The following is a 17,734-nucleotide window of genomic DNA, read 5'->3' as shown; positions in this document are numbered from 1 at the left end:
TCACGCTCCTGGCTGGGCCTGCTGGAAGCCTTCCAGCACATTGACCGCGTTGATGCCGATTTCCTCCACAGCGTAGCCGCCCTCCATCACGAACAAGGTCGGCTTGCCCAGCTGGGCGATGCGCTTGCCCATCGCCAGGTAGTCGGGACTGTCGAGCTTGAACTGGGAGATGGGGTCGTCCTTGAAGGTATCCACGCCAAGGGAGATCACCAGCACATCGGCATTGAAGGCGGCGATACGCTGGCATGCGTCTTCCAGGGCTGCGCTCCATGCTGCCCAGTCGCTGCCGGCAGGCAGCGGGTAGTTGATGTTGCAGCCCTCGCCGGCACCTTCGCCGGTCTCGTCGGCGTAGCCGAGGAAGAACGGGAACTCGTCCTGCGGGTCGCCGTGGATCGAGGCGAAGAACACGTCGTTGCGGGTGTAGAAAATGTCTTGCGTACCGTTGCCGTGGTGATAGTCGACGTCGAGGATGGCTACCTTGCGCCGGCCTTGGTCGATGAAGGCCTGGGCGGCAATGGCTGCGTTGTTGAGGTAGCAGTAACCCCCCATCACTTCGCCTGCGGCGTGGTGCCCTGGCGGCCGGCACAGGGCGAAGGCGGCATGGGCGCCTTGCTGGATCGCGGCCTGGGCGGTCAGGGCGACCTGGGCGGCGCTGTAGGCGGCCTGCCAGGTGCCGGCGGTGATCGGTGCGCCGGCGTCGAAGCTGTAGTAACCGAGCTCGCCGTGCAGGCCGCTGGGTTTGACCTGGCGCAGGGTGCGCGCCGGCCAGGTAAACGGTAGCAGGTCACCTTCCTGGCCAAGCGCGGCCCAACGGCCCCAGGCGCCTTCGAAGAAATCCAGGTAGTCGGCGCTGTGGATGCGCTGCAGCGGCGCGCGGCCAAAGTCGACGGGGCCCTGCACGGGCCCGAGGTTGCGCTGCTTGACGCGCTCCAGGACGTGGTCGGCGCGCGACGGCATTTCGAAACAGGGCATCAGCTTGCCGTCGATGAGCTCGCAGCGGCCATGGTGCAGGCGGTGGTCATCGGAATAGATCGTCAGCACGTTGTTGTTCTCCGTATTCACTGGCGTGGAGCCATTTTTACGGACTGCCCGGTACTGGAGAACGTCGCAAACGGCCAAAAGGGGATCGATGTGGCCAAGCCGTCCGTAACCGGTCAACCGCGAAAATGGCTTGGCGCCACGCCGCTCCAGCGCTGGAAGGCATGCCGGAAGCTCGCGGTCTCGCTGAACCCCAATGTTTCGGCAATGCGGTAGATCGGCATCTGGTCCTCGGCCAGCAACTGCTTGGCCCGCTCGAAGCGCAGCTCGTCGAGGAGCTGTTGATAACTGCTGCCCAGCGCCTGCAAATGCCGGCGCAGTGTGCGCGATGAGCAGTTCATCTGCCGTGCCAAACCTTCCAGCCCAGGCGCGGCATCCAGTTGCCGCAGCAGCAGCTGGCGGATCCGCCCCAGCCAAGCTTGGCGGCCGGTGAACTCCAGGTTGAGGCGCCGGCAGCGTTCGCCCATGGCCTTGTGGGTGATTGGGTCGGCCAGGGGCAGGGGCATGTCCAGCCAGCGTCGTTCGAAGGCGAAGGCATTGTCGCTGGCGCCGAAGCCGAGCGGGCACTGGAATGCAGGGTCATAGAGCGCGTGGTAGCCCGGACGCGGGTGTTCGAAACGCGCCGCCAGCAACGGTAGCTGGCGGCCGAGCAGGTCATCGCAGATCACTTTCAGCGACAGCAGGCAGAACTCGGCATTGAAGGCGGCCAGCCCAGGCGCGTCGTAATGGTCGCTGGCGCTGAGCCACACGCGCTGGCCATCGTCCACCAGGCGCAGCTGGAAGACTGTTCCCAGCAGTGCCGGAAAGGTCAGCGCCAGGCGCAGGGCGTCACCCAAAGTGGCACTTGAGAGCAAGGCGTAACCGAGCATGCCGTAGCACGACACGTGCATGCGCCGGCCGAGTTCCAGGCCGATGTCCTGGCGCCGGGCAACGGCGTTGGCGCAGACCTGCAGTTCCTGCTGGGTGGTGATGCGCGCATCGGCGTGGCCCAGGTCTGCGGGGCCTATGCCGCTGCCGGCGAGCATGTGCTGCGCGTCCACGCCGTCTTCCTGGAACACCTGGAGGATCAGCGAAACGGCGTTGAGGGTGGTGAGGTGGCTGTGCAGCATGCTCGGCATCCCGTTGAGCTGGGGAGCATTACCGAGCAAGTTGTGTGCCGTTCAGCCGGCGCCTGTTCCGTGCATAAAAAAAGGGCCCGTAGCATGCGCTCGGGCCCTTGAAAGGTTGAGAGGTGTCTAGTCCCTCGACCTGGTGAGACTGTTTGCAGCGGTCTGGGTTACGCCTTCAGCGGAACCAGACGGGGAGCGATCATGTTTTCCGGACGCAGGATGTCGTTGAGCATCTCTTCGTCCAGCAGCTTCTCTTCGCGCACCAGTTCCAGCACGCCGCGGCCGGTTTCCAGGGCGACGCGAGCGATACGGGTGGCGTTTTCGTAGCCGATGTACGGGTTCAGGGCGGTGACCAGGCCGATCGAGTGCTCGACCAGTTCACGGCAGCGCTGTTCGTTGGCGGTGATGCCGACGATGCAGTGCTCGCGCAGCATGTCCATGGCGCGTTGCAGCAGGCGGATCGAGTCGAAGATCTTGTAGGCGATCAGCGGTTCCATCACGTTCAGCTGCAGCTGGCCACCTTCGGCGGCGACGGTCAGGGCCAGGTCGTTGCCCATGATGGCGAACGCGACTTGGTTGACGGCTTCCGGGATAACCGGGTTGACCTTGCCTGGCATGATCGAGCTGCCTGGCTGGCGCGCCGGCAGGTTGATCTCGTTGATGCCGGTGCGTGGGCCGCTGGACAGCAGGCGCAGGTCGTTACAGATCTTCGACAGCTTGACCGCGGTGCGCTTGAGCATGCCGGAGAACAGCACGAAGGCGCCCATGTCGGAGGTGGCTTCGATCAGGTCGGCAGCCGGCACCAGCGGCTGGCCGCTGATGATCGCCAGGCGCTGGACGGCCAGCATCTGGTAGCCCGGGTCGGCGTTGATGCCGGTACCGATGGCGGTGCCGCCCAGGTTGATTTCGGTCAGCAGTTCCGGAGCCAGCGAGCGCAGGCGCTGCAGGTCTTCGGTCATGGTGGTGGCGAAGGCGCGGAATTCCTGGCCCAGGGTCATCGGCACGGCGTCCTGCAGCTGGGTACGGCCCATCTTCAGTACGTGGTCGAACTCTTTACCTTTGGCAGCGAAGGCCTGGATCAGGCTGTCGAGGCTGGCCAGCAGGGCGTCGTGGCCCAGCAGCAGACCCAGACGGATCGCGGTCGGGTAGGCGTCGTTGGTCGACTGCGCCATGTTCACATCGTTGTTCGGGTGCAGGTACTGGTACTCACCCTTCTGGTGACCCATGGCCTCCAGCGCGATGTTGGCGATGACTTCGTTGGCGTTCATGTTGGTGGAAGTACCAGCACCGCCTTGAATCATGTCCACCACGAACTGCTCGTGGTAGTCGCCTTTGATCAGTCGTGCGCAGGCTGCGCTGATCGCGGCGTGCTTGGCATCGCTCAGGTGCCCCAGCTCACGGTTGGCGTCAGCAGCTGCCTGCTTGACCATCGCCAGGCCGACTACCAGTTTCGGGTAGTGCGACAGCGGAACACCGGAGAGGTGGAAGTTGTTGGCAGCGCGCAGAGTCTGGATGCCGTAGTAGGCATCGGCAGGGACTTCAAGGGTACCAAGCAGATCTTTTTCGACGCGGAACGATGCAGCGGAGGACATGATGGATATCATCTCGATTTTGACCCGGCACCTGCCGGAATGGCGCCAATGCTAGGGCTGCCCAGATTTTGCGGCCAATGCTGTTGCACGCTAACCTATGCGCAAACGGCATACGGTTTGATGTGACGCCGATTGACAATCGAGCGTGTTCCATTTTGGTGCACGCAGTGCGGAGTAGTCGATGAACCTCGAAAGCAAATGGCTGGAGGACTTCAGTGCCCTGGCCTCGACCCGCAGTTTCTCGCAAGCGGCCGAGCGCCGCTTCGTTACCCAGCCGGCGTTCAGCCGACGCATACGCAGCCTGGAAGCGGCGCTGGGCCTGACCTTGGTGAATCGTTCCCGCACGCCCATCGAGCTGACCGAGGCCGGGCAGCTGTTTCTCGTCACCGCGCGCACCGTTGTCGACCAGTTGAGCGAAGTTCTTCGCCATTTACATCACCTGGAAGGCGGCCAGGGCGAGGTGATCCAGGTCTCGGCCGCGCACTCCTTGGCATCGGGCTTTTTCCCGCGCTGGGTGGCGCAATTGCGCAACGATGGCCTGAACATCGCCACGCGCCTGGTCGCCACCAACGTCGGTGATGCGGTGCATGCATTACGCGAAGGCGGCTGCGACCTGATGCTGGCCTTCTATGACCCGGACGCGGCACTGCAGATGGACGCCGAGATCTTCCCGTCGCTGCACATGGGCAATACCGAAATGCTTCCGGTGTGTGCCGTGGGCCCCGACGGCAAGCCGCTGTTCGACCTGGAGGGAGAGGCCAGCGTGCCGTTGCTGGCCTACAGTGCCGGCGCCTTCCTCGGCCGATCGGTCAACCTGCTGCTGCGCCAGCGCAACCTGCGCTATACCACTGTCTATGAAACGGCTATGGCCGACAGTCTCAAGAGCATGGCGCTCGAAGGCATGGGCATCGCTTGGGTCCCGAAACTGTCGATGCGCGGTGAACTGGAGCGTGGCGAGCTGGCGATCTGCGGTGGCAGCCAGTGGCATGTGCCACTGGAAATCCGCCTTTATCGTTGCGCCTTGGTGCGCAAGGCCAACGTGCGCTTGCTGTGGCGCAAGCTGGAGGGCGGTTCAGTTGACCCGAAAGTCAGCCAAACCCCCGAAAAATAAGGCCGACAGTTGGTCGCCGGGGGTGCCGTGACCGCGCAACGTTACGCTATACTGCGCGGCCCCTCGACCGGATAGATTCCGGTCATGATCAGCAAACAAGCCACGCCGGTCGTCCCGCGTGGCTTGTTGTTTTTTGACGCGCCTGCGGGCGCACAAGCGAAGAGGCTCGACGATGAGTGCACTGGTTGGCGTGATCATGGGCTCCAAGTCCGATTGGTCCACCCTTAGCCACACCGCCGATATGCTGGAAAAACTCGGCATTCCCTACGAAGTGAAGGTGGTTTCCGCCCACCGCACCCCGGACCTGCTGTTCCAGTACGCCGATGAGGCCGAAGGCCGCGGCATCGAAGTGATCATCGCCGGCGCCGGCGGCGCCGCCCACCTGCCGGGCATGTGCGCCGCCAAGACCCACCTGCCGGTGCTCGGTGTGCCGGTGCAGTCGTCGATGCTCTCGGGTGTCGATTCGCTGCTGTCGATCGTGCAGATGCCTGCTGGCGTCCCGGTCGCCACCCTGGCCATCGGCAAGGCCGGCGCGATCAACGCAGCCTTGCTGTCGGCGAGCATCCTCGGGGCCAAGCACCCGCAGTTCCACGCGGCGCTCAAGCAGTTCCGCACCGAGCAGACCGACACCGTGCTGGACAATCCAGACCCGCGTCAGGCTTGAGGCTGAAACCCATGAAGATCGGTGTAATCGGTGGTGGCCAGCTGGGCCGCATGCTGGCCCTGGCGGGGACTCCGCTGGGCATGAACTTCGCTTTCCTCGACCCGGCACCGGACGCTTGCGCCGCGCCGCTGGGCGAACACCTGCGCGCCGACTACGGCGACCAGGACCATCTGCGCCAGCTGGCCGACGAAGTCGACCTGGTGACCTTCGAGTTCGAAAGCGTGCCGGCCGAGACTGTGGCCTTCCTCTCGCAGTTCGTCCCGGTCTATCCGAGCGCCGAGGCCCTGCGCATCGCCCGTGACCGCCTGTTCGAGAAGAGCATGTTCCGCGATCTGGGGATTCCCACCCCGGCCTTTGCCGACATCCTCTCGCAGGCGGATCTCGATGCCGCAGTGGCCAGCATTGGCCTGCCGGCCGTGCTCAAGACCCGCACCCTGGGTTACGACGGCAAGGGCCAGAAGGTCCTGCGCAAGCCCGAAGACGTGATCGACACTTTCGCCGAACTGGGCAGCGTGCCGTGCCTGCTGGAAGGCTTCGTGCCGTTCACCGGTGAAGTGTCGCTGGTGGCCGTGCGCGCCCGCGACGGTGAAACCCGCTTCTACCCGCTGGTGCACAACACCCACGACAGCGGCATCCTGCGCCTGTCGGTGGCCAGCGAGGCGCACCCGTTGCAGGCCCTGGCCGAAGACTACGTCGGCCGCGTGCTGCAGAAGCTCGACTACGTCGGTGTAATGGCCTTCGAGTTCTTCGAAGTGGACGGTGGCCTGAAGGCCAACGAAATCGCCCCGCGTGTGCACAACTCCGGGCACTGGACCATCGAAGGCAGCGAGTGCAGCCAGTTCGAGAACCACCTGCGCGCCGTGGCCGGCCTGCCGCTGGGCTCGACCGCCAAGGTCGGCGAAAGCGCCATGCTCAACTTCATCGGCGAAGTGCCGGCGGTGGACAAGGTCGTCGCCATCGATGACTGCCACCTGCACCACTACGGCAAGGCATTCAAGGTCGGGCGCAAGGTTGGCCACGCCACCCTGCGCTGCCAGGACATGGCCACCCTCAAGGCCAAGATTGCCGAAGTAGAGGCGTTGATCGCCGGCTGATCGAACTTCTGCCGGGCAATACCGCTCTGAGATGGCAACATGCCAAAGCGCTGACTAGGCTTTGGCATGTCTCATGTTCATCACAGAGGGATTGCCATGGGCATCATTGGAACCATCTTCATCGGCCTGATCGTCGGCCTGCTGGCGCGTTTCCTGAAACCGGGTGACGACAGCATGGGCTGGATCATGACCATTCTCCTCGGCATCGCCGGTTCCCTGGCCGCCACCTACGGCGGACAAGCCCTGGGCATCTATCAGGCCGGGCAGGCCGCGGGCTTCTTCGGGGCCCTGGTCGGCGCGATCATCCTGCTGGTGATCTACGGCTTCATCAAGAAACGCTGAATTCCCGCTAGAATGCCCGGCAATTCATCCTGAGTTGCCGAGCATTTTCATGCGTGCGTTATTCCTCATTCCCCTGTTGCTGGCCAGCGCCCTGGCCCATGCCGAACTGCCCGAGACCGACTGGCTGGAGCTGATGCCCAAGTCGGACCAGAAGGCGCTCGAGCAGATGCCCGAGATCGACCACAACTCCCCGGAAGCCCTGGGCACCTTCACCGCCAAGGGTGGGCTGAAGCAGAGCAAGGGCCTGCCGGCAGTGATGTACTCGACCAAGACCGTGGCCGCCATGAACGGCAGGCAGATCCGCCTGGGTGGGTATCCGGTGCCGCTGGAGAGCGATGCCAAAGGCAACAGCACGCTGTTTTTCCTGGTGCCGTATCCGGGGGCGTGCATCCATGTACCGCCGCCGCCACCGAACCAGCTGGTGCTGGTGCGGTATCCGAAAGGGTTGAAGATCGACGACATTTACACGCCGCTGTGGGTGACCGGCACCTTGAAGGTGGAGACGGTCAGCAATGACCTGGCGGATGCGGCGTATGCGTTGGAGGCGGGGAAGGTGAGGGTGGTGGAAGACGCTGATCTGTAAGGTATTTTTCCTGCCGAGGCCCTATCGCCGGCAAGCCGGCTCCCACAGGCGACCGCGCAATCCTGTGGGAGCCGGCTTGCCGGCGATAGGGCCAGTACAGGCGGCTGAAACTATCGGGTCAGAGCGCTTCGCTACCGATTGCCACGCTCATCGCATGAGTCGCCCCTGGCTTGAGCACCACCACGTCATCCATCACATTCGCCGTCTCGATGCACAGCATGCGCTGCCAGCCATCGTCGGCCATGTCCGGCAGGTCGCGGGCGCGGTCGGTCCAGGGGTTCCAGATCACCGCGGTGCGTGAGCCGCCAGCGGTAAGGGTGATGCGCCGGTTCCAGTGCGGATCGACAATCGCCAGTCGCTCGGGCGCGTTCAGGTAGATGCGATCAGTCTCGCCCGCGAACCCCAGGTTGCCCTGTTGCTTGCGTTGTTCCCAGTTGGCCAGTGTTTCGATGTAGGCCAACCCATCCACGCCTTCCACTTGCACCTGGCGCACATCGCTCACGGCAAAGTAGCTGTGCAGCGCCTGGCTCAGGGTAACGTCGGTATTGCCGAGGTTGTAGCTGGTGAGGGTGAGCTTCAGCTGGTCACCCAGCTCTACCAGGAGCTTGAGCTGGACCTCATGAGCCCAACCCGGCAGGTCACCCTGGGCTTCGGGCAATTCGAACTCGACCTGCAGGTGTTCGCCGTGTTCCTCGGCGCGCAACAACTGCCAGTCACGGCCACGCACCAGGCCGTGGGCGGGCGGCTGCTCGCCCTTGAACATGGCTTTGACCGAATCGGGATTGCGCTCGAAGATACCGAACCACGGCCAGCACACGGGAGCGCCGGCACGCACCGACTTGCCCTGGCGGAAGATGGCCTGGTCGCTCAGCCACAGCAGCGGTGGCTCGCCCAGGCGCTGATAGCTCAGGACCTGGGCGCCCTGCTGGGCAATCAGTAGTTCGGCATGATCGCTGGTGATGCGCCAGCAGTTGAGTTCGCCGTGCAGCTCGGTCTCGACCGTGAAGTTAGCCATTGCGTTCGTCTCATTGATTGTCTGTCAGGCCGTTGGACCCGGTGACGTGCAATGAGTTTACCGCTCGCCAGGCTCAGCGACGAGGTACGGAGCGGGTGCGACCACTGCCATCGATGGCGACGAACACGAACACTGCCTCGGTAACCTTGCGCCATTCGCTGGACAGCGGGTCGTCGCTCCATACCTCGACCATCATCTGGATCGAGCTGCGGCCGATTTCCAGGGTCTGGGTATAGAAGGACAACTGCGCGCCCACGGCCACCGGGACCAGGAACGCCATGCGGTCGATGGCTACCGTGGCCACTCGGCCTCCGGCGACGCGGCTGGCCATCGCGGTGCCGGCCAGGTCCATCTGGGCGACCAGCCAGCCGCCGAAGATATCGCCGAAACCATTGGTTTCGCGCGGCAGCGCGGTGATCTGCAAGGCCAGGTCGCCTTGCGGGATAGGATCTTCTTGTTCGAGCTCAATCATGCCGTGGGGCCTCTGACCCGTGACGCTTCGTTGGTGGCGCAATAACGGACGCCGTAAAAACGATTCAGCAACACGCATACTACGCTGATTTCGCTTCAGGGGGCGGCCTCAGGGAAACTCTGCGAAACAGTCTGACAACGATGACCGACGTTTTCGCACAACATCCCTCAGGATAAGCAACCTTTTCCTACGAGCGGGCAGTATATATACCTGCACAGCCAGCGACGACCGCGCATTCATGAATATCTGTATGGATTTTGTACCGCTATGAGCGCGGCTCGGCAATTTGCTATCTTCGCCGACTATTCAATCCAGAAGCCGCATGCCAAGCGGTCCGCAGACCTACAAGAGAAAGAACAGCGATGACCTCCGTGCAGAGCAGTATCGAGCAGCCGTCCCGGCCGTTGTCCCGCAGTGACTACAAGACTCTCTCGCTGTCCGCCCTGGGCGGTGCCCTGGAGTTTTACGACTTCATCATCTTCGTGTTCTTCGCCACGGTGGTGGGCAAGCTGTTCTTCCCCGCCGACATGCCTGAATGGCTGCGCCTGATGCAGACCTTCGGCATCTTCGCCGCCGGCTACCTGGCCCGGCCATTGGGCGGCATCGTCATGGCCCACTTTGGCGACCTGCTCGGACGCAAGAAGATGTTCACCCTGAGCATTTTCATGATGGCCGTGCCGACCCTGGTGATGGGGCTGCTGCCCACCTATGCGCAGATTGGCCTGTGGGCGCCGATCCTGCTGCTGTTGATGCGGGTTATCCAGGGCGCGGCCATCGGTGGCGAGGTGCCGGGGGCCTGGGTGTTCGTCTCCGAGCACGTGCCGGCGCGCAACACCGGCTATGCCTGCGGCACCCTGACCGCCGGCCTGACCTCGGGCATCCTGCTTGGCTCGCTGGTGGCGACGCTGATCAACACGATCTACAGCCCCGAGGAAGTGGCGGACTACGCCTGGCGTATCCCGTTCCTGCTCGGTGGGGTGTTCGGCTTCTTCGCGGTCTACCTGCGCCGCTGGCTGCATGAGACCCCTGTGTTCGCCGAAATGCAGGCGCGCAAGGCCCTGGCCGAGGAGCTGCCGCTGCGTGCGGTGCTGCGTGATCATCGTGGCGCGATCATCCTGTCGATGCTGCTCACCTGGCTGCTGTCGGCCGGCATCGTGGTGATCATCCTCATGACCCCGGCATTGCTGCAGAGCCTCTACCACGTCAGCCCCACCGACTCGCTCAAGGCCAATAGCCTGGCCATCGTGCTGCTCAGCCTGGGCTGCGTCGGCGCTGGCAGCCTGGCCGACCGTTTCGGTGCCGGGCGGGTGTTCATCGTCGGCAGCCTGGCGTTGCTGGCGTCGTCCTGGGCCTTCTACCACAGCCTGCCGACACGCCCGGACCTGCTGTTCCCGCTCTATGCGCTGACTGGCCTGTGCGTGGGTATCGTCGGCGCCGTGCCTTACGTGATGGTCAAGGCGTTCCCGCCTGTCGTGCGCTTCAGCGGCCTGTCGTTCTCCTACAACCTCGCCTATGCGATCTTCGGTGGTCTCACGCCGATGGTGGTGACCGCGCTGCTCAAGTTCAGTCCGATGGCACCCGCCTATTACGTGGCGTGCCTGTGCGCCGTTGGTCTGCTGGTGGGCATCTATCTGCTCGCGCGCAAACGCTGAAACCCGCTCTAACTCCCCCTCCGCAACATCCTGTAAAGGCCATCCCGGTTACCGGTGATGGCCTTTCATCCAATTGTCACATTCGAGTCATAGAGTGTTCATGCGGCCTGCAGATACTTGGGCCCGTTCCATCTCACAACCCACGATATTCCTGCTAGGAGCAAGGCATGAAACTGAAGCGTTTGATGGCGGCCCTGACCTTTGCCGCCGCTGGCGTCGCTGCCGCCAATGCGGTCGCCGCTGTCGATCCTGCAATCCCGACCTACACCAAGACTACCGGTGTTTCGGGCAACCTCTCCAGCGTCGGTTCCGACACCCTCGCGAACCTGATGACCCTGTGGGCCGAGGCCTACAAGAAGGAATATCCGAACGTAAACATCCAGATCCAGGCCGCTGGCTCCTCGACCGCGCCACCCGCCCTGACCGAAGGCACTGCCAACCTGGGCCCGATGAGCCGCAAGATGAAGGACGTCGAGCTGCAGGCGTTCGAGCAGAAGTACGGCTACAAGCCGACTGCCATCCCGGTTGCCGTTGACGCCCTGGCTGTCTTCGTTCACAAGGACAACCCGATCAAAGGCCTGACCATGGCCCAGGTCGACGCCATCTTCTCCTCCACCCGTCTGTGCGGTGGCAAAGCCGACGTCAAGACCTGGGGCGACCTGGGCGTGACCGGCGACCTGGCCAACAAGCCAGTTCAGCTGTTCGGCCGTAACTCGGTATCCGGCACCTACGGCTACTTCAAGGAAGAAGCCCTGTGCAAAGGCGACTTCAAGCCTAACGTCAACGAACAGCCTGGCTCGGCTTCGGTCGTGCAATCGATCAGCTCCTCGCTGAACGGCATCGGCTACTCGGGCATCGGCTACAAGACCGCCAGCGTCAAGACCGTGGCCCTGGCCAAGAAAGAAGGCGGCGCGTTCGTCGAAGACAACGAAGCCAACGCCCTGAACGGTACCTACCCGCTGTCGCGCTTCCTCTACGTCTATGTCAACAAGGCCCCGAACAAGCCTCTGGCCCCGCTGGAAGCCGAGTTCGTCAAGCTGGTGCTGTCGCAGGCCGGCCAGCAAGTTGTCGTGAAGGACGGCTACATCCCGCTGCCAGCCAAGGTGGTCGACAAGACCCTGGCCGACCTGGGCCTGTCCCACGCGGGTAACGTTGCAAAGAAGTAAGTAATTGAGGATGAGGCCGGTGCCAAAAATGCCGGCCTCCTCCACGAATTCCTTAGTCCGAAGCCAGGGCTCCTGAGCGGCGGGCTTTTTTGCGTCACTGCACTGTCATGTTTTTGTCATACGGGACCGCTAGGGTGTGCGCATGAATGATCTGGCCAACTCCACAATGACCCAAAATTCTCCTCCCGTGCGCATTGACTTCAATACGCCCGAGTTGCAACGCAAGCGCCGCCTGCGCGCCCTCAAGGATCGCCTGACCCGCTGGTACGTCCTGGTGGGCGGGCTCGCCGTGCTGGCGGCGATCACGCTGATCTTCTTCTACCTGGCCTATGTGGTACTGCCACTGTTCCAGGGCGCCACGCTTACCAGCAAGAAGGCGCTGGAGCCGACCTGGCTGCAGCAGGACGCCGGTAAACCGCTGCTGATCGCCCTCGAGGAACAGAACCTCGTGGGCATGCGTGTTTCCGACAAGGGCCAGGCCCTGTTCTTCGATACCAAGACCGGCAACGAACTGAAGCGCGTCGACCTGCCGCTGCCGGCCGGCGCCCAGGTCAGCTCGATCAGCACCGACCAGCCGGGCAGCCCGCTGGTGGTGGTGGGCCTGTCCAACGGCCAGGCACTGGTGTTCCACCACACCTACAAGATCACCTATCCGGACAACAAGAAGACCATCGAGGCGGGCATCGACTTCCCCTATGGTCAGGACCTGTTCACCCTGGATGACCAAGGCCGCGCGCTGGAGCATGTGAGCGTCAACGTCAACGGCGACACCTTGTTGCTGGCCGGTTCCACCGGTGCGCACCTGCAGGTGATCGAACTGTCGCGCACCGAGAACATGATGACCGACGAGGTCACTGTCGAGCAGAACCGTATCGAACTGCCGCAGATGACCGAGGTGGTGAAGAACATCTTCATCGACCCGCGCCAGCAGTGGCTGTACGTGGTCAACGGTCGCGCCACTGCCGACGTGTTCAGCCTGCGCGACAAGAGCCTCAACGGCCGCTACAAGCTGCTCGAGGACGGCAACGCCGAGATCACCGCGACCGCTCAGCTGGTCGGTGGCATCTCGCTGATCTTCGGTGACTCCAAGGGTGGCCTGAGCCAGTGGTTCATGGCCCGCGACCCCGATGGCGAGTCGCGCTTCAAGTTGATCCGCAGCTTCCAGCTGGGCAAGGCCCCGGTGGTGCAGATCGACGCCGAGGAGCGCCGCAAGGGCTTCATCGCCCTGGACAGCGAAGGCAAGCTCGGTGTGTTCCACAGCACCGCGCACCGCACCCTGCTGGTCGAGCCGGTCGCCGAAGGCGCGGGCATCCTCGCCCTGTCGCCGCGCGCCAACCGCATCATCATCGAGCAAGGCAACAAGCTGCTGCCGCTGAGCCTGAAGAACCCGCACCCGGAAGTCTCGTTCAGCGCGCTGTGGGGCAAGGTCTGGTACGAGAACTACGACGAGCCCAAGTACGTCTGGCAGTCGACCGCCTCGAACACCGACTTCGAACCCAAGCTGAGCCTGTCGCCGCTGACCTTCGGTACGCTCAAGGCCGCGTTCTACGCGATGATACTGGCTGCTCCGCTGGCCATCGCCGCCGCCATCTACACCGCCTACTTCATGGCCCCGGGCATGCGCCGCAAGGTCAAGCCGGTGATCGAGTTGATGGAAGCGATGCCGACGGTGATCCTCGGCTTCTTCGCCGGCCTGTTCCTCGCGCCGTACCTGGAAGGCCACCTGCCGGGCGTGTTCAGCCTGTTCCTGATCATGCCGATCGGTATCCTGCTTGCCGGCTACAGCTGGAGCCGCCTGCCGGAGTCGATCCGCCTGCGCATCCCTGATGGCTGGGAAGCGGCGATCCTGATCCCGGTGATTCTCGTCATCGGCTGGTTCGCCCTGTACATGAGCCCGTTCCTCGAGAGCTGGTTCTTCGATGGCGACATGCGCCTGTGGATCACCAACGATCTGGGGATCACCTATGACCAGCGCAACGCCCTGGTAGTGGGTATCGCCATGGGCTTCGCGGTCATCCCGAACATCTACTCCATCGCCGAGGACGCCGTGTTCAGCGTGCCGCGCAGCCTGACCCTGGGCTCGCTGGCGCTGGGCGCGACGCCGTGGCAGACCCTGACCCGCGTGGTCATCCTCACCGCCAGCCCGGGCATCTTCTCGGCGCTGATGATCGGCATGGGCCGTGCGGTGGGTGAGACCATGATCGTGCTGATGGCCACCGGCAACACCCCGGTGATGGAGCTGAACCTGTTCGAGGGCATGCGCACCCTGGCCGCCAACGTGGCCGTGGAAATGCCCGAATCGGAAGTCGGTGGCAGTCACTATCGTGTGCTGTTCCTCGCCGCCCTCGTGCTGCTGTTGTTCACCTTCGTGATGAACACCCTGGCCGAGCTGATTCGCCAGCGCCTGCGCAAGAAATACTCGTCGCTTTGATAGAAAGGTAGAGATCCGTGAAAAAGGATTCCCTCAAAGGCTGGTTCAAGAGCGGCGCCCCCGGCGTCTGGATCAGTGGCGGCGCGGTGGCCATGGCGGTCATCATGACCGTCGGCCTGCTGGCCGTGATCGCCGTGCGCGGCCTGGGCCACTTCTGGCCGGCCGACCTGGTCCAGGCCACCTACAAGGTGCCGGGCCAGGCTGACCACATCGTCATCGGTGAGGTGGTGCAGAAGGAAGAAGTGCCCCGCGAACGCCTCAAGGGTGCCGGCCTGCCGGTGCCCGACCAAGGCCCGGAGTTCATGACCCGCGAGCTGATCAAGGTGGGCAACCGCGACCTCAACGGCAGCGACTTCACCTGGGTGGTCGGCGAGTGGCTGGTCGACCAGCAGAAACCTGCCGACCTGATTGCCCTGGAGCGCCGCGAATGGGGCAACTTCTACGGCTACCTGGTCAGCGTCAAGGAAGAAGGCCGCGTGGTCGCCCAGGGGCCGGAAGCCTGGAACGAGCTGCAGGCCCGCCTCAAGCGCGCCAGCCAGCTCAACGACCAGCTTGTGAAGCTCGAGAAGAAGGACATCGGTGCCATCAACCACGGCCTGGAGCGCCTGCGCCTGCACAGCCGCAAGCTGGAGCTGGACGGCAAGCTCGACGCCGCTGCCCAGGCCGACATGGGCGCCGAGCGTGCTGAGCTGAACAACCGCTACAAGGCCATCGAAGAGCGCCTCAACGGCCTGCATCAGGAGTTCGCCCGCGACAGCCTGGTAGCCCGCGACGGCAACGGCCGCGAAGTGGAGATCAACCTGAGCAAGGTGGTCCACGCCATCCAGCCGAACGCCATGTCCGGCTTTACCAAGATGGGCGCCTACTTCGCCAAGGTGTGGGAGTTCCTCAGCGACGACCCGCGTGAGGCCAACACCGAAGGCGGTATCTTCCCGGCCATCTTCGGCACCGTGATGATGACCCTGATCATGGCGGTGATCGTCACCCCGTTCGGCGTGCTGGCTGCCGTCTACCTGCGTGAATACGCCAGGCAGGGCCCGGTGACCCGGTTGATCCGCATCGCCGTGAACAACCTCGCCGGCGTACCGGCGATCGTCTACGGCGTGTTCGGCCTGGGCTTCTTCGTCTACGTGCTGGGCGGCTCGATCGACCGGCTGTTCTTCCCCGAGTCGCTGCCGGCACCTACGCTGGGTACGCCGGGCCTGCTGTGGGCTTCGCTGACTCTGGCGCTGCTGGCCGTGCCGGTGGTGATCGTGGCCACCGAGGAAGGCCTGGCGCGTATTCCGCGCACTGTTCGCGAAGGCTCGCTGGCCCTGGGCGCGACCAAGGCCGAGACGCTGTGGAAGATCGTCCTGCCGATGGCCAGCCCGGCCATGATGACCGGCATGATCCTCGCCGTGGCCCGCGCCGCCGGCGAAGTGGCCCCGCTGATGCTGGTGGGTGTGGTGAAGCTGGCGCCATCGCTGCCGGTGGACGGCAACTACCCGTACCTGCACCTGGACCAGAAGATCATGCACCTGGGCTTCCACATCTACGACGTCGGCTTCCAGAGCCCCAACGTCGAGGCCGCGCGGCCGCTGGTGTATGCCACCGCGCTGCTGCTGGTGCTGGTGATCGCCACCCTCAACCTCTCGGCGGTGTGGATCCGTAACCACCTGCGCGAGAAGTACAAGGCCCTGGACCACTGATCCTGATTGCAAGCGTGCCGCCCGGATGCCGGGCGGCCCTTTGAAACGAATTGATAGCGTATGGAGTTGACCATGCAGCATGAATCCCACGCCCACGGCATCGACATGTCGGCCCTGGGCCGCGACAAGCAGAGCCTGCGCCTGGCTGAAGAGACCGTGGCCATCGAAGTACCCGGCCTGTCCCTGTTCTACGGCGACAAGCAAGCACTGTTCGACGTCAGCATGAACATCCCCAAGCAGCGCGTGACCGCCTTCATCGGCCCGTCCGGCTGCGGCAAGTCCACGCTGCTGCGCACCTTCAACCGCATGAACGACCTGGTCGATGGCTGCCGTGTCGAAGGCGCCATCAACCTGTACGGCAACAACATCTACCGCAAGGGCGAGGACGTGGCCGAGCTGCGCCGCCGCGTGGGCATGGTGTTCCAGAAGCCCAACCCGTTCCCCAAGACCATCTACGAGAACGTGGTCTACGGCCTGCGTATCCAGGGCATCAACAAGAAGCGCGTGCTCGACGAGGCCGTCGAGTGGGCGCTGAAGGGCGCAGCCCTGTGGGATGAGGTCAAGGACCGCCTGCACGAGTCGGCGCTGGGCCTGTCCGGTGGCCAGCAGCAGCGTCTGGTGATCGCCCGTACCATTGCCGTTGAGCCGGAAGTGCTGTTGCTCGACGAGCCGTGCTCGGCACTGGACCCGATCTCGACGCTGAAGGTCGAAGAGCTGATCTACGAACTGAAATCCAAGTACACCATCGTCATCGTGACCCACAACATGCAGCAGGCGGCCCGTGTTTCGGACTACACCGCCTTCATGTACATGGGCAAACTGGTCGAATTCGGTGATACCGACACCCTGTTCACCAACCCGGCGAAGAAGCAGACCGAAGACTACATCACCGGTCGCTACGGCTAAGGCCGGCAAGGTAGGAACGCCAGGGAACGACACGAACGACTTGAAGCCTGCAGCTGCTTCGCGGAGCGAAACGATGATCAACAAAGAAAGCCTTACCCACCATATCTCCCAGCAGTTCAACGCCGAGCTCGAGGAGGTGCGCAGCCACCTGCTGGCCATGGGCGGGCTGGTGGAGAAACAGGTGAACGACGCCGTCACCGCGCTGATCGAGGCCGACTCGGGCCTTGCCCAGCAAGTGCGCGAGGTCGACGAACAGATCAACCAGATGGAGCGCAACATCGACGAGGAGTGCGTGCGCATCCTCGCCCGTCGCCAGCCGGCGGCCTCCGACCTGCGCCTGATCATCAGCATCTCCAAGTCGGTGATCGACCTGGAGCGCATCGGTGACGAATCGACCAAGATCGCCCGCCGTGCCATCCAGCTGTGCGAGGAAGGCGAGTCGCCGCGTGGTTATGTCGAGGTGCGCCATATCGGCGACCAGGTGCGCAACATGGTCCGCGACGCGCTGGACGCCTTCGCCCGCTTCGACGCCGACCTGGCGCTGTCGGTGGCCCAGTACGACAAGACCATCGACCGCGAGTACAAGACGGCGCTGCGCGAGCTGGTCACCTACATGATGGAAGATCCGCGCTCGATCTCCCGCGTGTTGAGCGTGATCTGGGCCCTGCGTTCGCTGGAGCGCATCGGCGACCACGCACGCAACATCTCCGAGTTGGTGATCTACCTGGTGCGTGGTACCGACGTGCGCCACATGGGCCTCAAGCGCATGAAGGCCGAGGTGCAGGGCGAAGCGTTCGATGAGGGCGAAATCGCTAATGTTCCGGCTGAACCGGACGATAAATAAGATTGCTCCCGAGCATGAACGCCCGGC

16 protein-coding genes are annotated in these 17,734 nt (G+C 63.7%); 11 read left to right on the top strand and 5 right to left on the bottom strand.

The window, feature by feature from the left end; translation table 11 throughout:
• From AAHK21_RS13295 to aspA, 3 genes are all read right to left on the bottom strand, one after another.
• On the bottom strand, positions 1–1,041 hold the full coding sequence (locus AAHK21_RS13295) for a histone deacetylase family protein (RefSeq protein WP_367857468.1): 1,041 nt from the start codon (positions 1,039–1,041) through the stop codon (positions 1–3).
• Between the two features lie 113 nt (positions 1,042–1,154).
• Complete coding sequence (locus tag AAHK21_RS13290) at positions 1,155–2,147, bottom strand: AraC family transcriptional regulator (protein ID WP_046857613.1); 993 nt, start codon at positions 2,145–2,147, stop codon at positions 1,155–1,157.
• A 167-nt stretch (positions 2,148–2,314) separates the two neighbouring features.
• Complete coding sequence (gene aspA, locus AAHK21_RS13285) at positions 2,315–3,739, bottom strand: aspartate ammonia-lyase (protein WP_031314847.1); 1,425 nt, start codon at positions 3,737–3,739, stop codon at positions 2,315–2,317.
• 181 nt (positions 3,740–3,920) lie between these two features.
• Here aspA and AAHK21_RS13280 point away from each other — a divergent pair, with 181 nt between their 5' ends.
• From AAHK21_RS13280 to AAHK21_RS13260, 5 genes are all read left to right on the top strand, one after another.
• A complete protein-coding gene (locus AAHK21_RS13280) occupies positions 3,921–4,850 on the top strand; it encodes a LysR substrate-binding domain-containing protein (protein ID WP_023629864.1) in 930 nt (309 codons plus the stop codon).
• Positions 4,851–5,022: 172 nt separating this feature from the next.
• Positions 5,023–5,514: a 5-(carboxyamino)imidazole ribonucleotide mutase gene (gene purE / locus AAHK21_RS13275; protein ID WP_031314848.1), complete on the top strand. Its 492-nt coding sequence runs from the start codon at positions 5,023–5,025 to the stop codon at positions 5,512–5,514.
• 11 nt (positions 5,515–5,525) lie between these two features.
• Entirely contained in the window at positions 5,526–6,608 is a 1,083-nt protein-coding gene (locus AAHK21_RS13270; RefSeq protein WP_367857467.1) for a 5-(carboxyamino)imidazole ribonucleotide synthase, read from the top strand.
• A 96-nt stretch (positions 6,609–6,704) separates the two neighbouring features.
• Positions 6,705–6,950, top strand: coding sequence for a GlsB/YeaQ/YmgE family stress response membrane protein (locus AAHK21_RS13265; RefSeq protein ID WP_023629866.1), 246 nt, complete (start codon positions 6,705–6,707; stop codon positions 6,948–6,950).
• 49 nt (positions 6,951–6,999) lie between these two features.
• Positions 7,000–7,533 carry a DUF3299 domain-containing protein gene (locus tag AAHK21_RS13260; RefSeq protein WP_367857466.1) on the top strand — a complete coding sequence of 178 codons (534 nt, stop codon included), beginning with the start codon at positions 7,000–7,002 and terminating at the stop codon, positions 7,531–7,533.
• A 118-nt stretch (positions 7,534–7,651) separates the two neighbouring features.
• Here AAHK21_RS13260 and AAHK21_RS13255 read toward each other — a convergent pair whose 3' ends face one another.
• Both AAHK21_RS13255 and AAHK21_RS13250 read right to left on the bottom strand, forming a co-directional pair.
• The gene (locus AAHK21_RS13255) at positions 7,652–8,548 is read right to left on the bottom strand and encodes a D-hexose-6-phosphate mutarotase (RefSeq protein ID WP_367857465.1); all 897 of its coding nucleotides are present in this window, start codon (positions 8,546–8,548) and stop codon (positions 7,652–7,654) included.
• A 73-nt stretch (positions 8,549–8,621) separates the two neighbouring features.
• Positions 8,622–9,020, bottom strand: a complete 399-nt coding sequence (locus AAHK21_RS13250; RefSeq protein ID WP_003253317.1) for an acyl-CoA thioesterase — start codon at positions 9,018–9,020, stop codon at positions 8,622–8,624.
• A gap of 362 nt (positions 9,021–9,382) precedes the next feature.
• On the opposite strand from AAHK21_RS13250, the gene AAHK21_RS13245 reads away from it, so the two are divergent.
• The 6 genes from AAHK21_RS13245 to phoU all read left to right on the top strand — a co-directional run bounded on the left by AAHK21_RS13245 (position 9,383) and on the right by phoU (position 17,707).
• Entirely contained in the window at positions 9,383–10,672 is a 1,290-nt protein-coding gene (locus AAHK21_RS13245) for an MFS transporter (RefSeq protein WP_267300589.1), read from the top strand.
• A gap of 167 nt (positions 10,673–10,839) precedes the next feature.
• Positions 10,840–11,838, top strand: coding sequence for a phosphate ABC transporter substrate-binding protein PstS (locus AAHK21_RS13240; RefSeq protein WP_023629870.1), 999 nt, complete (start codon positions 10,840–10,842; stop codon positions 11,836–11,838).
• A 142-nt stretch (positions 11,839–11,980) separates the two neighbouring features.
• Positions 11,981–14,269 (top strand): ABC transporter permease subunit, encoded by a 2,289-nt coding sequence (locus AAHK21_RS13235; protein ID WP_367857464.1) that lies wholly within the window; start codon positions 11,981–11,983, stop codon positions 14,267–14,269.
• A gap of 17 nt (positions 14,270–14,286) precedes the next feature.
• Complete coding sequence (pstA, locus tag AAHK21_RS13230; protein WP_367857463.1) at positions 14,287–15,957, top strand: phosphate ABC transporter permease PstA; 1,671 nt, start codon at positions 14,287–14,289, stop codon at positions 15,955–15,957.
• Between the two features lie 72 nt (positions 15,958–16,029).
• Positions 16,030–16,863, top strand: a complete 834-nt coding sequence (gene pstB, locus AAHK21_RS13225; protein ID WP_031315066.1) for a phosphate ABC transporter ATP-binding protein PstB — start codon at positions 16,030–16,032, stop codon at positions 16,861–16,863.
• Positions 16,864–16,936: 73 nt separating this feature from the next.
• The gene (gene phoU / locus AAHK21_RS13220; RefSeq protein WP_023630537.1) at positions 16,937–17,707 is read left to right on the top strand and encodes a phosphate signaling complex protein PhoU; all 771 of its coding nucleotides are present in this window, start codon (positions 16,937–16,939) and stop codon (positions 17,705–17,707) included.
• Positions 17,708–17,734: the final 27 nt, after the last annotated feature.

The organism is Pseudomonas sp. TE50-2 (assembly GCF_040813665.1).
Lineage (GTDB): Bacteria > Pseudomonadota > Gammaproteobacteria > Pseudomonadales > Pseudomonadaceae > Aquipseudomonas > Aquipseudomonas soli.
The sequence above is the reverse complement of the archived record's forward strand: the minus strand, read 5'-3'. Positions and strand labels throughout refer to the sequence as shown.

What these genes read in the sequence shown, in the direction of transcription:
- AAHK21_RS13240 (WP_023629870.1), top strand. Translation starts at nt 10,840, where the DNA reads ATGAAACTGAAGCGTTTGATGGCGGCCCTGACCTTTGCCGCCGCTGGC.
- AAHK21_RS13250 (WP_003253317.1), bottom strand. Translation starts at nt 9,020, where the DNA reads ATGATTGAGCTCGAACAAGAAGATCCTATCCCGCAAGGCGACCTGGCC.
- aspA (WP_031314847.1), bottom strand. Translation starts at nt 3,739, where the DNA reads ATGTCCTCCGCTGCATCGTTCCGCGTCGAAAAAGATCTGCTTGGTACC.
- AAHK21_RS13235 (WP_367857464.1), top strand. Translation starts at nt 11,981, where the DNA reads ATGAATGATCTGGCCAACTCCACAATGACCCAAAATTCTCCTCCCGTG.
- purE (WP_031314848.1), top strand. Translation starts at nt 5,023, where the DNA reads ATGAGTGCACTGGTTGGCGTGATCATGGGCTCCAAGTCCGATTGGTCC.
- AAHK21_RS13270 (WP_367857467.1), top strand. Translation starts at nt 5,526, where the DNA reads ATGAAGATCGGTGTAATCGGTGGTGGCCAGCTGGGCCGCATGCTGGCC.
- AAHK21_RS13290 (WP_046857613.1), bottom strand. Translation starts at nt 2,147, where the DNA reads ATGCTGCACAGCCACCTCACCACCCTCAACGCCGTTTCGCTGATCCTC.
- AAHK21_RS13280 (WP_023629864.1), top strand. Translation starts at nt 3,921, where the DNA reads ATGAACCTCGAAAGCAAATGGCTGGAGGACTTCAGTGCCCTGGCCTCG.
- pstB (WP_031315066.1), top strand. Translation starts at nt 16,030, where the DNA reads ATGCAGCATGAATCCCACGCCCACGGCATCGACATGTCGGCCCTGGGC.
- phoU (WP_023630537.1), top strand. Translation starts at nt 16,937, where the DNA reads ATGATCAACAAAGAAAGCCTTACCCACCATATCTCCCAGCAGTTCAAC.
- AAHK21_RS13255 (WP_367857465.1), bottom strand. Translation starts at nt 8,548, where the DNA reads ATGGCTAACTTCACGGTCGAGACCGAGCTGCACGGCGAACTCAACTGC.
- AAHK21_RS13265 (WP_023629866.1), top strand. Translation starts at nt 6,705, where the DNA reads ATGGGCATCATTGGAACCATCTTCATCGGCCTGATCGTCGGCCTGCTG.
- AAHK21_RS13245 (WP_267300589.1), top strand. Translation starts at nt 9,383, where the DNA reads ATGACCTCCGTGCAGAGCAGTATCGAGCAGCCGTCCCGGCCGTTGTCC.
- AAHK21_RS13260 (WP_367857466.1), top strand. Translation starts at nt 7,000, where the DNA reads ATGCGTGCGTTATTCCTCATTCCCCTGTTGCTGGCCAGCGCCCTGGCC.